The following is a 17226-nucleotide window of genomic DNA, read 5'->3' on the forward strand; positions in this document are numbered from 1 at the left end:
ATGAAAAATATAGTATCAAAAATAGCCTTAGCAATTCTTTTCATCTCTATGCAGAGTTGTGGGGAATCTACTTCAGAAGAAAAAATAGAGGAAAAAGCCGAAGAACATTCAGAAGAGAATGAAAACCAAATTGAACTTACAAACGAGCAGCTTAAGAATACCAATATAGAATTAGGTAAAGCCGAAATGCGTTCTCTAGGAAACGAAATTAGTGTGAACGGATTTATAGATGTTCCGCCACAAGGAAATATCTCCATTAATATCCCTTACGGTGGATTTTTAAAGTATACAGAAATGTTACCTGGAACAAAGGTGAAAAAAGGACAATTGTTAGCGGTTATAGAAAACCCAATGTTTATAGATATTCAGCAAAATTATTTGGAAACATTAGCAAAAGGAGAATACCTGAAAACAGATTTTGAGCGACAAGAAATCTTATATAATGAGGAGGTTTCTTCGGCAAAAGTGTATCAACAAGCTAAGAGTATGTATAATACCAATAGAGCTCAAATTAATGCAATGGAAGAAAAATTGCGATTGATAGGAATAAATTTAAAAAGTCTGAAAGCAGGTAAAGTTAGTTCTGCAGTGAATATTTATTCTCCCGTTACTGGGCAGGTACGTGAGGTTTTTAGCAATATCGGGAAATTTGTTGGCCCGGAAGATATTATCATGGATGTTACAGATGCTAAGGATCTACATGTAGAACTTACCGTTTACGAAAGTGATATTACAAAAGTTCAAACAGGTCAAAAAATAAGATTTAGCCTAGCTAATAAACCAGAAAGCTGGAAAGAAGCTGAGGTATATCTAATTGGAAGTGGCGTTCGTGACGATAGAAGTATTACAGTGCACGGTCACTTATTAAAAGAGTATGAAGATTTATGGCCTGGAATGTTTGTAAATGCGAGGATTGAGACGGGAACTTCAGATAGTTATACACTGCCAGAGGATGCTGTGGTGAGATTCAACTCTAAAAACTATATTTTTATTAGCAAGGAATCCAATAAGGAGAATGGTGTTGAAAAGCATAACTTTGAAATGGTAGAGGTAATAACAGGCTCCTCTGAAGCGGGAATAATACAAATAGACCAGGTGGAAGAAGGGTTTGATATTAAGAGCGCCTCTATAGTAATAAAAGACGCAAATACCTTGTTAGCGACCGCTAAGAACAGTGATGATGGCGGTGGACATGGGCATTAATCCCTCATAGAGGTTTTAATTCCCGAGAGGCCTGCCCGAAACATTCAGGCTGGCCTGCTTTGAATTTTTAATAACAGTACCTCTTGGATAATTATAGGGATATATCTCCGGGGATGCCACCGAGGTTTTCGATTAGATAAGCTAAAATGATAAAAAACATCGATAATTTTTTGGAGCAAAAGAAAATAAGGCCCACGGCCATGCGTATCCTTATTTTTAAATTCTTAGAAGGTCAAAATGTGGCTACAAGCCTTACAGATATTGAAAATGCTTTTGATAAGTCTGAACGTACCACTTTATACAGAACCCTTAAAACTTTTGAAGAGCACGGGATTGTACATACTATAGATGATGGATCGGGAATTAATAAATTTGCACTTTGTGAAGAGAACTGTAATTGCGAGGTAGACACAGATCTTCATTTGCATTTTCATTGCAACAATTGCGGAGAAACGGTTTGCTTAACCAATCATAAGATCCCACATATTAATTTACCTGAAGGCTATTTGGCCGAAGATGTTAATTTGGTAGTAAAAGGCATTTGCGAGAAGTGTAACAGGCTTTAATGCACTACAATTGCAGTCTAATGAGCTGTATTTTTGTAGAGAATAAATTCAGCCTACATGTCAAATGAAAAGATTGTTTTAGAAGATGCAACCCCAGATTGTTGTGGATCGTGTGAATCCCCCTCTGAAAGGTCAAAATTCAAACTTTATTCTCCAGCCTTGTTCAGCTTTCTAATGCTGGTAGTTGGCTTAATTATAGATAACTTTTTAAACACTAGTTTTTTTGATGGCTGGCTTAGAATTGGTTGGTACTTTTTAGCCTACCTCCCTGTAGGTTATCCAGTATTGATGCTTGGGATTAAAAACATTCTAAAAGGTAATTTTTTTACTGAATTCTTCCTGATGTCTATCGCCACAATTGGTGCTTTTGCCATTGGTGAATATCCGGAAGGGGTTGCAGTTATGTTATTCTATGCGATTGGTGAGTTGTTCCAAGGCTCGGCAGTTAAAAACGCAAAATCTAATATTAAAGCACTATTGGATGTTAAACCAAATATAGCTTCAGTTTGGAGAGACGATCATTATATACAAGTACATCCAGAAAAAGTAAAGGTTGGAGAGAAAATTCAGATTAAATCTGGAGAGAAAATTCCGTTGGACGGAAAGTTGTTGTCAGAAAAAGCTGAATTAAATTCCGCAGCACTTACCGGGGAAAGTAAACCATTAATTGTTAGAAAAGGAGAAACTGTTTTAAGTGGTTCTATCAATTTAAATGGAGTGATTGATGCTGAAACCACAAAAATATTTAATGAAAGTGCGGTTGCGAGAATTATAGAATTAGTGCAAAATGCAAGTTCCAGAAAGGCCAAAACAGAGCTGTTTATCAGAAAGTTCGCCAAAGTGTATACTCCTATTGTAGTGATATGTGCAATCTTACTCACAGTACTGCCTTATTTTATAGTAGATAATTATATTTTTTCAGACTGGCTTTATAGAGCGCTTATATTTCTTGTAGTTTCTTGTCCTTGCGCTTTAGTGATATCTGTGCCTCTCGGATATTTTGGAGGATTGGGAGCAGCTTCAAAAAAAGGGATTTTATTTAAAGGCGCTTCTTACTTAGACACAATCACTAAGATCAATACCCTGGTGATGGATAAAACCGGAACGGTTACCAAAGGGGTTTTTACTGTACAAGAGATTGAAACTAATGGAATTGAAAAAGAAGAATTTCTAAATTATCTAGTTGCAATAGAGAATAAATCGACACACCCTATAGCTCGCGCTATAGTAGAAGGAACGACGAGCACTCAAAATTTTTCTGTTGGAGAGGTTCAAGAAATTTCTGGGAAGGGATTGGTTGGTAAGGTAAATAGTAAAAACCTGCTTGTTGGAAATGCCAGTTTGTTTAAACAATATAAGGTTGATTTTCCAGTCTCAATTCTTAGTATTGTAGATACTGTTGTTATAGTGGCTATAGATGAAAAATATGCGGGTTATGTAACCGTCGCAGATGAATTAAAGGAAGACGCTAAAGAGAGCATTTTACAACTGAGGAAATACGGGATTAATAAAATCGTGATGTTGTCTGGGGATAAGGATTCTATAACCCAAAAAGTTGCTAAAGAATTGGGGATTGATATAGCTAAAGGAGGTCTATTACCAGAAGATAAACTGAAAGAAGTTGAAGAACTTAAGAAACAACTAGGAAGAAAAGTAGCTTTTGTAGGAGATGGGATAAATGATGCTCCGGTTCTAGCTGTAAGTGATGTTGGAATTGCTATGGGTGGTTTAGGTAGCGATGTTGCTATTGAAACTGCAGATGTAGTGATACAAACAGATCAGCTTTCTAAGATCTTAACTGGAATTAAAATTGGGAAATCCACCAGAAATGTGGTGTGGCAAAATATTGGGCTAGCCTTTGGAGTAAAAGCTATAGTCCTAACTTTAGGTGCAATAGGAATGGCAACTATGTGGGAAGCAGTTTTTGCAGATGTTGGGGTAGCATTTTTAGCTATTTTAAATGCGATAAGACTTCAGAAAATGAAATGGGATTAATTGCTGTTTTTAATCACCTAAACCAAGATTTAAGCATAATTAAAGTAATATATCCTGGATGCACTCTTCCTACTTTTAAGGCTTCTTTAGTATATTTTTGATAAAAAATAGCGATATTTGTTAGAATTGATAGCAAACTTCACTTAAGTAAGTAACTAATTTTATTTACTGAAGTTTTTAACCTAAAAATGAGATCTCATGCCATTTTATCATAAGTTGGGGAAAATTCCACATAAACGCCACACGGTTTTTAAAAAGCCAGATGGCAGTTTGTATTCAGAACAGCTTTTCGGAACCATTGGTTTCGATGGGATGTCTTCCAATTCGTATCACGAGCATAGACCCACACAGGTTAAGGAAATTAGAGGTAGCTATAGTGTTAAGCCTAAAATTGCTACGGAAAACAATATAAAATCTTATAGATTTAGAGGCTTTCAAGTTATTCCACATCCAGATTATTTGGAAAGTAGAAAAGTGATGCTTACCAATAGTGATGTAGATATTATATTGTCATCTCCACAGAAATCTACAGATGACTATTTTTATAAAAACACTGATGCAGATGAGCTTCTTTTTATTCATAAAGGAAGCGGAAAATTAAGAACCCATCTAGGGAATTTGGATTTTAAATATGGGGATTATTTATTAATTCCTCGTGGTGTAATTTATAAATTGGATTTTGATGACGAAAACAACCGTTTGTTTATAGTAGAATCCAGAAGACCTATTTATACTCCTAAAAGATATAGAAACTACTTCGGGCAATTACTGGAACATTCTCCATTTTGTGAGCGTGATCTTAGACAGCCATATGAATTGGAAACGAATGACGAAAAAGGAGATTTTCTGATCAAGGTTAAAAAACAGGGCGAGATCTTCGACATGATCTATGCTAGCCATCCTTTTGATGTAGTTGGTTACGACGGATATAATTACCCGTACGCTTTTTCAATACATGATTTTGAACCGATAACAGGAAGAATACATCAGCCACCACCAGTACATCAAACTTTCGAGACCGATGCTTTTGTGGTTTGTAGTTTTTGCCCAAGAAAGTATGATTACCATCCAGAAAGTATTCCGGCGCCATATAACCATAGTAATATAGATAGCGATGAGGTATTGTATTATGTAGATGGAGATTTTATGAGCAGGAATGATATTGAAGCTGGGCATATTTCGTTACATCCAGCGGGCATACCACATGGGCCACACCCAGGAGCAGTAGAACGCAGTATCGGCCAGACTGAAACTGAAGAGCTAGCAGTAATGGTAGATACATTCAAACCTTTAATGGTTACAGAGGAGGCTATGAAAATTGCTGATGACACATATCATAAATCATGGTTAGATCATTAATTGATGGATAAAATGGAAAATATTTCAGTTCAGGCTAGAGCGATGTGGTAAATTAGATCCACCAGATTGCGAGAAAGAGATTGAATGGATTCAAAAATTAAAACAATGAGCAAAAAGATAGAATCAGTAAATTACGGATTAGATAAAATATTTGAAGGAGCGCAAGATTTTTTGCCACTCTTAGGAACAGACTATGTAGAGTTGTATGTTGGAAATGCTAAACAAGCAGCGCATTTTTATAAGACGGCATTCGGTTTTCAATCACTAGCTTATAAAGGACTAGAGACTGGAAGTAGAGATACCGTTTCTTATGTGTTAAAACAAGATAAGATTAGACTAGTTCTTACTTCGCCATTAAATTCTAAACAAGAGATTAATAAACATGTTGTAAAGCATGGTGACGGAGTTAAAGTAGTAGCGCTTTGGGTAGAAGATGCGAGATCTGCTTACGAAGAAACTACTAAGCGTGGCGCTAAATCTTTTTTAGAGCCAACGGTAGAAAAAGATGAGAATGGAGAGATTGTAAAAGCTGGAATTTATACTTACGGGGAAACCGTACATATGTTTATAGAGCGTAAAAACTTTAATGGAACATTTTTACCAGGTTATGTGAAGTGGGAGTCAGATTATAATCCAGAGCCTGTCGGGTTAAAATATATTGACCACATGGTTGGAAATGTAGGCTGGAATGAAATGAACATTTGGGTAAAATGGTACGAAGATGTTATGGGCTTTGTTAACTTCCTTTCTTTTGATGACAAACAAATTCATACCGAGTATTCAGCTTTAATGAGCAAGGTGATGAGTAATGGAAACGGAAGAATTAAGTTTCCTATTAACGAACCTGCTGAAGGGAAGAAAAAATCTCAAATTGAAGAGTATTTGGATTTCTATGAAGGACCGGGAGTTCAGCATATTGCGATGGCTACAGATGATATCATCAAAGCAGTTACAGATCTAAGATCTAGAGGAATAGAATTTTTATCTACACCTCCAGATGAATATTACAACGCAATCCCTGGAAGGTTGGAAGAATTTAGTCATGAGCTCCATGAAGATCTTAAAAGATTAAAGGGTTTAGGGATTATGGTAGATGCAGATGAAGAAGGCTACCTTTTACAAATTTTTACCAAGCCATTACAAGACAGACCAACGATGTTTTTTGAGATCATTCAGCGAATGGGAGCAAAAGGTTTTGGTGCAGGGAACTTTAAAGCCTTGTTTGAGTCGATTGAGAGAGAGCAGGAATTACGAGGAACATTGTAGAAATATTTAATTATTTGTAGACTTAGTTGTATAAGAACCAAATAATTGCCGACTTGATAAATTTTGAGTTAAAGTTTATTTTGAGCTTGTAAAACAGAGTAAATCTCCAGACTTTTGCACCGCAATTCTGGAGTGGTTACCAAAATTGAATTAAATTTTTCATAATTTAAGTTTTAGTTGGTTAATAAGATAAAAATCCCATCATTAATTTGATGGGGTTTTTTAGTTTTATACATTTGGAATGGAAATTGTAATTCTTTCTTATCAATAAAACTTTAAAAAGTTCATTAGGTGTAAATTAAAGCTCCAATACATGAAAAATAGATTTACAATTCTCTGTCTTCTCCTATTAGTGTTGCCATTAAGTTCGTTTTCTCAGAAAGCTTTTCAAGATGGGGAATGGTTTAAATTCAGAATTCACTACGGTCCTTTTAATGCTAGCTATGCTACAATTGGCGTAAAGGAGACCAGTCTTAATAATAAAAAAGTATACCATATAGTAGGTAAGGGGAAATCTACAGGTTTGCTGCATTTGTTTTTTAAAGTAGATGATAATTATGAATCTTATGTGGATAAGAGAACAGGATTACCATATAGATTCATTCGGAAAATAGATGAAGGAGGGCATACTAAAGACCTGCAAATTGAGTTTGATCAAGACAATAATAAGGCTGAAGTGTTTGATAAGAAACACAACGAAAAGAAAACCTATACTACAGAGAAAAATGTACATGACATGTTATCTGCATTTTATTTTGTTCGAAATGATATCAATCCAAGTAACCTAAGTGTAGGGGATGAGCTCCATTTAAATATGTTTTTCGATAAAGAAAACCATGATTTTAAATTAAAGTTCCTTGGAAAGGAAGTTTTGAGCACAAAATTTGGTAAAATTGCCACTTTAAAATTTAGGCCATATGTAATGGCGGGAAGGGTTTTTAAGGAGCAGGAGAGTCTTACTTTTTGGATAAGTGATGATAAAAATAAGATCCCAGTAAAAATCCAAGCAGATCTGGCGGTTGGATCACTTGCAGCAGATCTGGAAGAATTCAAAGGTTTGAAACATCAGTTAAAAATTATAATGAATTAAAAGAATGAATGAAATTAAACCCGAAATTGCTGAAAGAATTTTATTACTTGAAGAAAAATTCAAGAATTCTGGTCAGGATATGGGTTCTTATCTAGATGGGCTTTTGTATGATAAATACCTTACCTATTGGGATTATATTAGTTTAGATACCTTGTTAAGTTTACAAAATCCAAAAACTCATTTCCCGGATGAGGAAATATTTGTCACCTATCATCAAATCACAGAGCTTTATTTTAAGCTGATTTTACATGAGCAAAAGCAAATAATTGCTTCAGAGAATTTAACGGCCGCTTTTTTTACAGAAAAATTGATCCGGCTAAATAGATATGTAAGAATTTTGATCAATTCTTTTGATGTGATGATTAAAGGGATGGAAAGAGAGCAGTTTTTAAAGTTTAGAATGGCTTTATTGCCAGCTAGCGGATTTCAATCGGCACAATTTCGAATGATTGAAATTAATGCAACGCCACTACAGCATTTAATTCCTTTTAAGGAGCGTCATAATTTTTCTTCAGAAAATAATATTGAAGAGCTTTATGAGAATATTTATTGGAAAAAGGGCGGGATAGATCTTTCTACGGGTGAAAAAACACTCACCCTCAAGCAATTTGAACTTCGATATACTCCAAGGTTCTTGAGAATTGCAAATCAGGTAAAAGGAAAAACACTGTATCATAAATACCTGCAACTTCCAGAGGAAGAAAAAAACAATCCAATATTAATTGAAGGCTTACGAAACTTTGACACAAACATTAATATTAATTGGTTGTTAATGCACATGGGGGCGGCACATAGATACCTTAATAAGGATAATAAAACCATTTCTGCCACGGGTGGAACAAATTGGAAGGAGTATTTACCGCCAAGTTTTCAGAAAAACAGTTTTTTCCCGAACTTATGGAGCGATGAGGAATTTAATAACTGGGGAAAAGAATGGGTAACACATATGTTTAATTCACAAAAACAAGATTGAAGTTGAAGAATTTAAAATATTTGCTTTTAATAGTTGTTGCATTTACTGCATGCAAGAAGGAAGATAATAGTAAAAAGAAAATAAGCGAGGTTAAGATTGAAGAAATAGTTCCTGTAATAGAGGAATATGGTTTTGTGCTTAATGACTATGATGTTATTAGAGATACCATACGATCTGGGGACAGTTTTGGAGAACTTTTAGATAACCAAGGTGTTAGTAGGTCCAAGGTCTATGAAATCACAGAGCAGGTAAGCAATAAAACTTTCAATCCTAAAAGATTAGTGGTTGGTAAGCCTTATGTAATTCTGAAAGCTAAGGATTCTATAGGTACTCCAGAGTACTTTATTTATGAGAACGATAAAATTGATTATACCGTTGTAAATATCGGAGAAAATATTGCAGCCTTTAAATCTCAGAAACCAGTTACCATAAAAAGGAAAACCGTTTCTGGGGTTATTGTTAGTAGTCTTTCTGAAGCGATATCCAATCAAGGCCTAAGCGTGCTTTTATCACATGAATTAAGTAGCATCTACCAATGGAGTATCGATTTTTGGAAGCTGCAAAAAGGGGATCAGTTTAAAATGGTTTATAATGAGCGTTTCATTAATGATAGCATTTATGCCGGAATAGAAAGTATTGAAGGAGCCGTATTTGTACATCAGGAAAAACCTTATTATGCATTTAGTTATGTGGCAGATCCTGAAAAGGGGGACTCAGATTTTTATGATGAGGAAGCTAGACCTTTACAGAGTTTCTTTTTAAAAGCACCATTAAATTTTAGTAGAATTTCCTCTAGATTTTCAGGGAATAGATATCACCCGGTTCAGAAAAGATGGAAAGCCCATAAGGGAACAGATTATGCGGCGCCACATGGAACGCCAATCTGGTCTACTGCGAATGGGACCGTTATTGCGTCTAGTTATACAGGTGGAAATGGAAATTATGTAAAAGTGAAACATAATGATACTTATACGACACAATATCTTCATATGTCCAAACGAAATGTGAGGGTTGGGCAACGAGTAAAACAAGGAGATGTTATTGGGTATGTTGGAAGTACAGGGCTTGCAACTGGACCTCATGTATGTTATAGATTTTGGTTGCGAGGAAAACAAGTAGATCCTTTTCGCCAAAACTTACCGGCAGCAGAGCCTATCGCAGATAATTTAAAAGAAGATTATTTTGCTTCTATAAAATTGACAAAAACAAAATTAGATAAAATTCCATTCAAAGAAATTTAATAATGCTGAATATAGAGCCTACCACCACACTTGCTTGGACAAAATTGCAGGAACATTTTGAAAAGATAAAAGAGGTGGAAATGAGCCAGCTTTTTTCTGAAGAGACTGAAAGATTTAATGATTTTAGTATTCATTGGGAGGATTTTTTAGTCGACTTCAGTAAGAATAGAATAACTAAAGAAACACAACAACTTTTGCTGGATCTTGCAGAAGAATGTGGCTTGGAAGAAGCGATCAAGTCTTATTTTGGAGGGGAAAGCATCAATAGAACCGAAAACAGACCAGTATTACATACTGCTTTGAGAGCGAAGAATTCAGATAGCGTACTTGTTGATGGTGAGAATATAATTCCTGAAATTTTTGAGGTAAAAGCTAAGATGCAAGCATTTTCTGATGCTATTATTTCTGGGAGCACAAAGGGATATTCTGGATTAGCATTTACAGATGTAGTTAATATTGGAATTGGAGGTTCAGATCTTGGACCCGCAATGGTTACTGAAGCTCTAAAATTTTATAAAAATCATCTTAATGTACATTATATTTCCAATGTAGATGGAGACCATGTTCATGAAACTTTAAAGCCTTTAAACCCAGAAACTACTTTATTTGTAATTGCGTCTAAAACTTTTACAACTCAGGAAACATTAAGCAACGCGATCACCTCTAGAAAGTGGTTTTTAGAGACCGCTTCACAGGAAGATGTTCAAAAGCATTTTGTTGCAGTTTCCTCGAATGTTCAAAAGGTCGAAGATTTCGGAATTTTGAAAGATAATATATTTCCAATGTGGGAATGGGTTGGAGGGAGATTCTCGTTATGGAGCGCTGTAGGCTTATCTGTAAGTCTCGCAGTAGGATTTCAGAAATTCAATGAGCTTCTGGAAGGTGCAAATAAAATGGATCTGCATTTTAAAAGTGAGCCTTTTATTAAGAATATTCCTGTGCAATTGGCTTTATTGAGTGTTTGGTATAATAATTTCTTTAAAGCTGAAAGCGAAGCGGTTATTCCGTATTCTCAATATCTTCAAAAATTGCCAAGTTATCTTCAGCAGGCAATAATGGAAAGCAACGGGAAGAGTATAGATAGAAATGGAAATCCTGTATCCTACGAAACAGGTAATATTATTTGGGGAGAACCGGGCACTAATTCCCAACATGCTTTTTTTCAGTTAATACATCAAGGCACCAAATTGATCCCTGCAGATTTCATTGGCTTTAAGAAATCTTTATTTGAGGATAAAGATCATCATGATAAATTGATGGCCAATTATTTTGCTCAAACAGAGGCCCTCTTAAAGGGTAAATCTGAAGACGTAGTAAAAAAAGAATTAACCACTCAGGGGCTGAAGTCAGAGGAGATTGAGAAATTAATTCCATTCAAAGTCTTTGAAGGGAATAAACCCACCACTTCACTTTTAATTGATAAGTTAACTCCTGAGAGTTTAGGCAAATTGATTGCGATGTATGAACATAAAATATTTGTTCAGGGAGTAATCTGGAATATATTTAGTTACGATCAATGGGGAGTGGAATTAGGGAAACAATTAGCTTCTAAAATTCTTACCGAAATTGAGACCTCTAAGGTCTCTAGTCATGATGATTCTACAAAAGAACTGTTAAATTTTTATTTAAAGCAATAGGTTCCTTATTGTTAATAAATTCTTAATAGATTTAAGCGCTTCAGTGAGAATGGTTTGTGTGAAAATGTTATGTTTGCTGTGGTTAAATGTTAAATTCTGAAATCTTAACATTAAGTTAAAGTTAGATTTTAAGAAATTGACTTCTTTTGCCGCGAATTATAAACTAAACACACAAACAATTAAAGCATGAGGAAATTATTAGTCCTAGCATTGTTTTTAACAACTGCTACAATTTTTGCTCAAGGAACCCTTACCGGTACGGTAATGGATTCTGAAATGAACGCCCCGTTACCAGGAGCAACCGTAATGATCGTTGGAACCAACAACGGTGTCACTACAGATTTTGATGGTAAGTTTTCGATAAATGTTGAAGCTTCTACAGGAACTGTTGAGATTAGTTTTATTGGTTTCGAAAGAAAAAGATTGAAATTTACCTTGTCAAATGGTGAAACAAAAAATTTAGGCAATATTGCTTTGGGAACTGATTCCAATGCGCTTTCTGAGGTTATTGTAACAGGAATTGCAGATTTGGCAAAAGACCGTCAAACTCCAGTAGCTGTTTCTACTATTAGAGCTGAAGAAATTCAAGAAAAATTAGGAAATCAAGAATTTCCTGAAATTTTGAGTACTACTCCTTCAATCTATGCTACTAAGCAAGGTGGTGGATTTGGAGATTCACGTATTACAATTCGTGGATTCGATACGCAAAACTCGGCGGTAATGATTAACGGTATTCCTGTTAACGATATGGAGAATGGTGCTGTATATTGGAGTAACTGGGCTGGTCTTAGCGATGTTACTACTGCAATACAAGTACAACGTGGTTTGGGTTCTTCTAAACTAGCAGTTTCTTCTGTGGGTGGAACAATTAACATAGTAACCAGATCTGCTGATAAAGTAGAAGGTGGAATGGTAAAAGTATCTGCTGGGAACGATGGATATTTAAAAACTTTAGCTTCCTATAATACAGGTTTAGGAGATAATGGTTTATCTGCATCTTTCCTTTTAAGTCGTACTTCTGGAGATGGTTATGTAAACGGGACAGAATTTGAAGGCTATAACTATTATATAGGTGTTGGTTATAAAGCTAACGAAAACCATGAATTCAACTTCATGTTGACAGGTGCACCTCAACAACACAACCAAAGAAGTTTCTTTACACCTTTGTCTAGTTATCTTGAATATGGTAAAGACGGGGAGCCAAATGAAAAGTTTAACCCTGATTTTGGATATAGAAATGGTGAAGAATTTACTTTTGCTGGAAACTTCTATCACAAACCAGTAACTTCATTAAACTGGGAATATAAAATCTCAGATAAATCCAAGCTTTCTACTTCTGCATATGCTTCATTTGGTCGTGGTGGATCTATAGGTTCTATAGGTAGAATTAATGGGAATCAATCTTTTAGATTACCAACAACAGAAGAAGGTTTGCTTCCTATAGACGATATATTCGCATGGAATTCTGGTCAAGACGTTCCTTCCTTAGGAGATCCTAGAGAAACTTATTCAGGTGAAGGAGTTTATCAAGGACAATATGTAAATACTGGTAACAGGGATCGTAGTGCAGAAAATGGAATGTCTCAGCGTTCTTCTGTAAATTCTCATAACTGGTTTGGGATTATTTCAAATTTTGAAACTGAATTAAACGAAAATTTAACTTTAGATTTTGGAGCAGATTTAAGATCTTATAAAGGATTTCATTACAGAAGGTTAGTAGATCTTATGGGTGGCGATGTATATGTTTCTAATGCAGACAGAAACAACCCTAATCGCTTTTTGACTGAAACTTATGAGCCTACAATTGGGAATACTTTAAATGTATTCAAAAGTATCGATGATGAAGAAAAAATCGACTATAACAATGAAGGCTTAGTAAGATGGGCAGGGGTATTTGGTCAGTTAGAATATATTAAAGGAAAGGTTTCTGCTTTCGTACAAGGATCTGTTTCTAATCAAGGATTTAAGAGAATTGATTATTTTAATGAAACTCCAGCAAATCAGGAAACAGATTGGGAAAACATTCTTGGAGGAAACATAAAAGGGGGTCTTAACTATAACATAGATGAGAACCATAATGTTTTTGGAAATATTGGATACTACTCTAAGCAACCATTGTTTGATGCTGTTTACCCTGGTAACAGTAATGATTTAAATGAAGACCTGAAAAACGAACAAGTATTTGGAGTTGAGTTAGGATATGGATTCCGTTCTCAATATTTCAATGCTAATGTGAACCTTTATAGAACTTCATGGGCAGATAGATTTGAAACAGCTGGAGCTACATTCTTCAGAGATACGGATGATGAGATTAGAGGAACTGCAAATTTGCGAGGAATTACTCAAGTACACCAAGGTATAGAATTTGATTTCTACGGAAGAGTAGGAAATAAATTTAAATGGAACGCAATGCTTTCTGTAGGGGATTGGGAGTATAAAGACAATGTAGAAGCTAATTTCTTTGATGACGCTCAAAATCCAATTCAAGGTGTAGATGCAGGTATTCTTAACTTAGATGGAGTGAAAGTTGGTAATGCGGCTCAGCTTACTGCAAGTGCAGGTGTAGATTATACAATTATCGACAATCTTAAAGTAGATGCTACCTATAGATTTGCAGATAACTTATATGCAGATTATGATGCTCCAGATGCATTAAATAATGAAAATTTTGATGTGTTTGAATTGCCATCATTTGGTTTATTAGATTTAGGAGTTTCATACGGTTTAGATCTTCGAGAAAATAGATTAGGTTTTAGAGTAAATGTAAATAATGTTACAGATAATATTTATATCTCTGAATCAAATACTAATAGACTAGCTGGTCCTGATGATACAACTTACGATGGGATAAATGTTAGAAATAATGTTTTCTTTGGATGGGGAAGAACTTGGAATGCTGCAGTTAGTTATAAATTCTAATATCTTATAACAATATATTTAAAATCGCCTCGGGAAACCGAGGCGATTTTTTTAATCAAGAACCTCGGGGAATTAAACCCTCAATGAGGGATTAAAAAAACTATATTTACCCAAAATAACAACTATGTACGAAACTATTCAATTTATACACTCTTATTGGGCATATTTAGTGCTTATTGTTCTTGTTGTAGCATCAGTAAACTCAATTATTGGTTATGCTACCAATAAAGAATATGGCGCAACCAATTTTAGAATTGCATTATTCACCCTTATTGTTTCGCATTTACAATTGCTTATTGGTTTAGTGCTGTATTTTACCACTCCTTATTTCAAAATGTGGGGTGAAGTTGGAATGGGCGGAGTAATGAAGGATTCGGTTCTTAGATTGTATAATGTAGAACATCCATTAGTTATGATCTTAGCCATTGTTCTTATTACAATGGGATACTCAAAACACAAGAAAAAACTTACCTCTAAGCCAAAATTCAAGATCCTGGCTATTTTTTATACGCTGGCTTTAATCTTAATGCTTTCAAGAATTCCTTGGAGTTCTTGGTTGTAGTGAAGTTATAATATAGTGAGATTTCAGGTTGAGCTTCTCGAAACCTATAATTTTAGTGATTTTTAAAACATTCCGTCTCGATAGGTATCGGGAGAGTAATCTCATAGTTGTCGAGAGATTCTTCACTTCATTTCATTGCGTTCAGAATGACAAATATTAGAATTGTCAGGTTGAGCTTCTCGAAACCTATAATTTTAGTGAATTTTAAAATATTCCGATTCGATAGGTATCGGGAGAGTAATCTCATAGTTGTCGAGAGATTCTTCACTTCATTTCATTGCGTTCAGAATGACAAATATTAGAATTGTCAGGTTGAGCTTCTCGAAAACGATAATTTTAGTGAATTTTAAAATATTCCGATTCGATAGGTATCAGGAGAGGAATCTCATAGTTGTAGATAGATTCTTCATTTCATTGCGTTCAGAATGACACTTCAAGAATATTTTTATAAAAAATAAATAAAAAGCCTTACTAGAAAGTAAGGCTTTTTTTATGCTAAGCTTTTCCGTTCCATTCAGCATAGAACTGATCTAAGAATTGTTTCATATATAGATGCCGCTGTTCTGCAATAGCCTTCCCGGTTTCGGTATTCATTCGATCTTTCAGCAACAAAAGCTTTTCGTAAAAATGATTGATAGTAGGTGCCATAGAAGCTTTGTATTCCTCTTTGCTCATTTTAAGATTTGGTTGAATCTCCGGATCATACAAAGTTCTTCCTTTAAATCCACCATAATTAAAGGTTCTTGCTATTCCTATTGCGCCAAGTGCATCTAGTCTATCTGCATCCTGAACAACTGCAAGTTCCTTAGAGTAGAAAGATTGCTTGTTGTTTCCTCCTTTAAATGAGATGTTTTCGATGATATTAACAACATGAACAATTACATCTTCTGTAACATTCTGAGTGCTTAAAAAGGCTCTAGCTACTTTTGGCCCAACAGTTTCATCTCCATTATGGAATTTAGAATCGGCAATATCATGAAGCAAGGCACCCAACTCCACAGTTAAAAGGTCTACCTCTTCTGTTGCAGCAATTAATTTTGAATTATTTAAAACTCTAAGAATATGAAACCAATCATGTCCTCCTTCAGCATCTTTCAAAGTTTCCTGAACAAAAAGAATCGTGTTCTCTATAATTTTTTCTGAAGTCATACTAATGGAAATTGAATTTATGGGAATAAAATTTTCTACAGAATATCTGCAATAATGGTTCGTTCCACCTTTGCAATAATGCTAGTTACATCGTCTGAATTTGCCAAAATTGGTTTATGTATCTTCATTTTAATACCATGGCCAATTCCTAAGGGGAAGCTTCCGTATTCGAACAATTTCCAGGAATTATTGATGGTGATCGGCACAACTAAAGCATGTGGCATTTTTTTTAACAAGATCTGTAAACCAGTTCCTGCAAATTTCTTGGGTCTTCCATCTCTGCTTCGTGTGCCTTCTGGAAAAATAACAGCAGAATGATGAGTTTTATTTAGATAATTCGCAAATTTTGAAATAATTACTATAGCTTGTTTGGGGTTCTTTCTATCTATTAATGCAGACCCTCCATTTCGAAGATTGTAGGAAATTCCGGGAATTCCTTTTCCCAGTTCTTTTTTACTGATAAACTTTGGATAATGTTTCCTAAGATACCAGATGATTGGCGGAATATCGTAAAGTCCTTGATGATTAGAAACAAAGATACAAGGCACATCTGTTGGGATGTTATGCGGATTATCTACTGTAAAAGTAGTTCCCAAAATATTAAGGCATCGCATAAGGGTAAAATTAAAAACATCTACAGAAGTTTTATGTGCCTCTTTTCCAATAAAGGTAAAACAGAACCATTGGATTCCATGAAATACCACTAAGGTTAAAAAGAAAAAAAAGTAAGATATAATTGAAAGGGGATAAGCTAGTATTTTCTTCATCTTAAATTGTGATTGCAGCAAAAATACATTTTTATGGAATAATGAGAAATGCTTTCTTTAATCCATTTTAATGCAGTCGCCATCTACACAGCCAATTGTTTGTGGTGGAGAAACTATACTGCAGTCACTCATTATTCCGTTTTGTTTATTGTAGGCAGCTTCAGCAGCAGTATAATTTTCAACTAATTCCTTTAGTTTGTCCAGATTAACTTCAGAAGAAAACACCAGATAGCCTTGTGGACCGCCACAAGCTTTACTTCCGTAGGCCATATAGCTGCATTGTGAATTTTCAGTACAATTTTTTGAGGCTACTAAATTGGTGATCTCTTTAAATTGCAAATCCAAATCCAGTGTGCTTACTTCTTGAATCTCTTCTGAATTTTGGCAACTTCCTGTTGTTCCTATCAATAGTAAAAGAAGAATTAGGATTTTCATTTCTGTTTGAATTTTTCTGGTTAAAAAGGAAAGATACTAAAAAACCAACTTCCAGATAGCTGTG

14 protein-coding genes are annotated in these 17226 nt (G+C 34.9%); 11 read left to right on the forward strand and 3 right to left on the reverse strand.

All coding sequences use genetic code 11. The features are described 5' to 3' along the window. From H033_RS0103430 to H033_RS0103485, 11 genes are all read left to right on the forward strand, one after another. Nucleotides 1–1203: an efflux RND transporter periplasmic adaptor subunit gene (locus H033_RS0103430; protein WP_026837038.1), complete on the forward strand. Its 1203-nt coding sequence runs from the start codon at nt 1–3 to the stop codon at nt 1201–1203. Nucleotides 1204–1349: 146 nt separating this feature from the next. After that, complete coding sequence (locus H033_RS0103435; RefSeq protein WP_051227761.1) at nt 1350–1769, forward strand: Fur family transcriptional regulator; 420 nt, start codon at nt 1350–1352, stop codon at nt 1767–1769. 57 nt (nt 1770–1826) lie between these two features. Next, the gene (locus H033_RS0103440; RefSeq protein ID WP_026837040.1) at nt 1827–3764 is read left to right on the forward strand and encodes a heavy metal translocating P-type ATPase; all 1938 of its coding nucleotides are present in this window, start codon (nt 1827–1829) and stop codon (nt 3762–3764) included. Nucleotides 3765–3962: 198 nt separating this feature from the next. Beyond that, nucleotides 3963–5123, forward strand: a complete 1161-nt coding sequence (locus tag H033_RS0103450; RefSeq protein ID WP_026837041.1) for a homogentisate 1,2-dioxygenase — start codon at nt 3963–3965, stop codon at nt 5121–5123. A 105-nt stretch (nt 5124–5228) separates the two neighbouring features. Continuing rightward, a complete protein-coding gene (gene hppD, locus H033_RS0103455) occupies nt 5229–6389 on the forward strand; it encodes a 4-hydroxyphenylpyruvate dioxygenase (protein ID WP_026837042.1) in 1161 nt (386 codons plus the stop codon). 313 nt (nt 6390–6702) lie between these two features. Next, on the forward strand, nt 6703–7479 hold the full coding sequence (locus tag H033_RS0103460; RefSeq protein WP_026837043.1) for a DUF3108 domain-containing protein: 777 nt from the start codon (nt 6703–6705) through the stop codon (nt 7477–7479). Between the two features lie 4 nt (nt 7480–7483). Further along, a complete protein-coding gene (locus H033_RS0103465) occupies nt 7484–8452 on the forward strand; it encodes a tryptophan 2,3-dioxygenase family protein (protein WP_026837044.1) in 969 nt (322 codons plus the stop codon). Nucleotides 8453–8454: 2 nt separating this feature from the next. Further along, on the forward strand, nt 8455–9693 hold the full coding sequence (locus H033_RS0103470) for a peptidoglycan DD-metalloendopeptidase family protein (protein ID WP_026837045.1): 1239 nt from the start codon (nt 8455–8457) through the stop codon (nt 9691–9693). A gap of 2 nt (nt 9694–9695) precedes the next feature. After that, entirely contained in the window at nt 9696–11330 is a 1635-nt protein-coding gene (gene pgi / locus H033_RS0103475; protein ID WP_026837046.1) for a glucose-6-phosphate isomerase, read from the forward strand. A 186-nt stretch (nt 11331–11516) separates the two neighbouring features. Beyond that, nucleotides 11517–14249: a TonB-dependent receptor gene (locus H033_RS0103480; protein ID WP_026837047.1), complete on the forward strand. Its 2733-nt coding sequence runs from the start codon at nt 11517–11519 to the stop codon at nt 14247–14249. 124 nt (nt 14250–14373) lie between these two features. After that, nucleotides 14374–14811: a hypothetical protein gene (locus tag H033_RS0103485; RefSeq protein ID WP_026837048.1), complete on the forward strand. Its 438-nt coding sequence runs from the start codon at nt 14374–14376 to the stop codon at nt 14809–14811. Nucleotides 14812–15306: 495 nt separating this feature from the next. Here the strand turns inward: H033_RS0103485 and H033_RS0103490 are convergent, their stop codons facing one another. Genes H033_RS0103490 through H033_RS0103500 form a run of 3 tightly spaced genes read right to left on the reverse strand, consistent with a single transcriptional unit; the run spans nt 15307 to nt 17162 of the window. Continuing rightward, complete coding sequence (locus H033_RS0103490; protein ID WP_026837049.1) at nt 15307–15960, reverse strand: HD domain-containing protein; 654 nt, start codon at nt 15958–15960, stop codon at nt 15307–15309. 35 nt (nt 15961–15995) lie between these two features. Beyond that, the gene (locus H033_RS0103495; protein WP_026837050.1) at nt 15996–16727 is read right to left on the reverse strand and encodes a lysophospholipid acyltransferase family protein; all 732 of its coding nucleotides are present in this window, start codon (nt 16725–16727) and stop codon (nt 15996–15998) included. Between the two features lie 57 nt (nt 16728–16784). Next, nucleotides 16785–17162, reverse strand: a complete 378-nt coding sequence (locus H033_RS0103500; RefSeq protein ID WP_026837051.1) for a hypothetical protein — start codon at nt 17160–17162, stop codon at nt 16785–16787. Nucleotides 17163–17226: the final 64 nt, after the last annotated feature.

Origin of the sequence: Gillisia sp. JM1, assembly GCF_000424645.1 — a bacterium.
Taxonomy (GTDB): domain Bacteria; phylum Bacteroidota; class Bacteroidia; order Flavobacteriales; family Flavobacteriaceae; genus Gillisia.

Coding starts and splice junctions, on each gene's coding strand:
- H033_RS0103435 (WP_051227761.1), top strand. CDS start 1,350: ATGATAAAAAACATCGATAATTTTTTGGAGCAAAAGAAAATAAGGCCC.
- hppD (WP_026837042.1), top strand. CDS start 5,229: ATGAGCAAAAAGATAGAATCAGTAAATTACGGATTAGATAAAATATTT.
- H033_RS0103465 (WP_026837044.1), top strand. CDS start 7,484: ATGAATGAAATTAAACCCGAAATTGCTGAAAGAATTTTATTACTTGAA.
- H033_RS0103440 (WP_026837040.1), top strand. CDS start 1,827: ATGTCAAATGAAAAGATTGTTTTAGAAGATGCAACCCCAGATTGTTGT.
- H033_RS0103480 (WP_026837047.1), top strand. CDS start 11,517: ATGAGGAAATTATTAGTCCTAGCATTGTTTTTAACAACTGCTACAATT.
- H033_RS0103485 (WP_026837048.1), top strand. CDS start 14,374: ATGTACGAAACTATTCAATTTATACACTCTTATTGGGCATATTTAGTG.
- H033_RS0103460 (WP_026837043.1), top strand. CDS start 6,703: ATGAAAAATAGATTTACAATTCTCTGTCTTCTCCTATTAGTGTTGCCA.
- H033_RS0103450 (WP_026837041.1), top strand. CDS start 3,963: ATGCCATTTTATCATAAGTTGGGGAAAATTCCACATAAACGCCACACG.
- pgi (WP_026837046.1), top strand. CDS start 9,696: ATGCTGAATATAGAGCCTACCACCACACTTGCTTGGACAAAATTGCAG.
- H033_RS0103490 (WP_026837049.1), bottom strand. CDS start 15,960: ATGACTTCAGAAAAAATTATAGAGAACACGATTCTTTTTGTTCAGGAA.
- H033_RS0103430 (WP_026837038.1), top strand. CDS start 1: ATGAAAAATATAGTATCAAAAATAGCCTTAGCAATTCTTTTCATCTCT.
- H033_RS0103500 (WP_026837051.1), bottom strand. CDS start 17,162: ATGAAAATCCTAATTCTTCTTTTACTATTGATAGGAACAACAGGAAGT.
- H033_RS0103495 (WP_026837050.1), bottom strand. CDS start 16,727: ATGAAGAAAATACTAGCTTATCCCCTTTCAATTATATCTTACTTTTTT.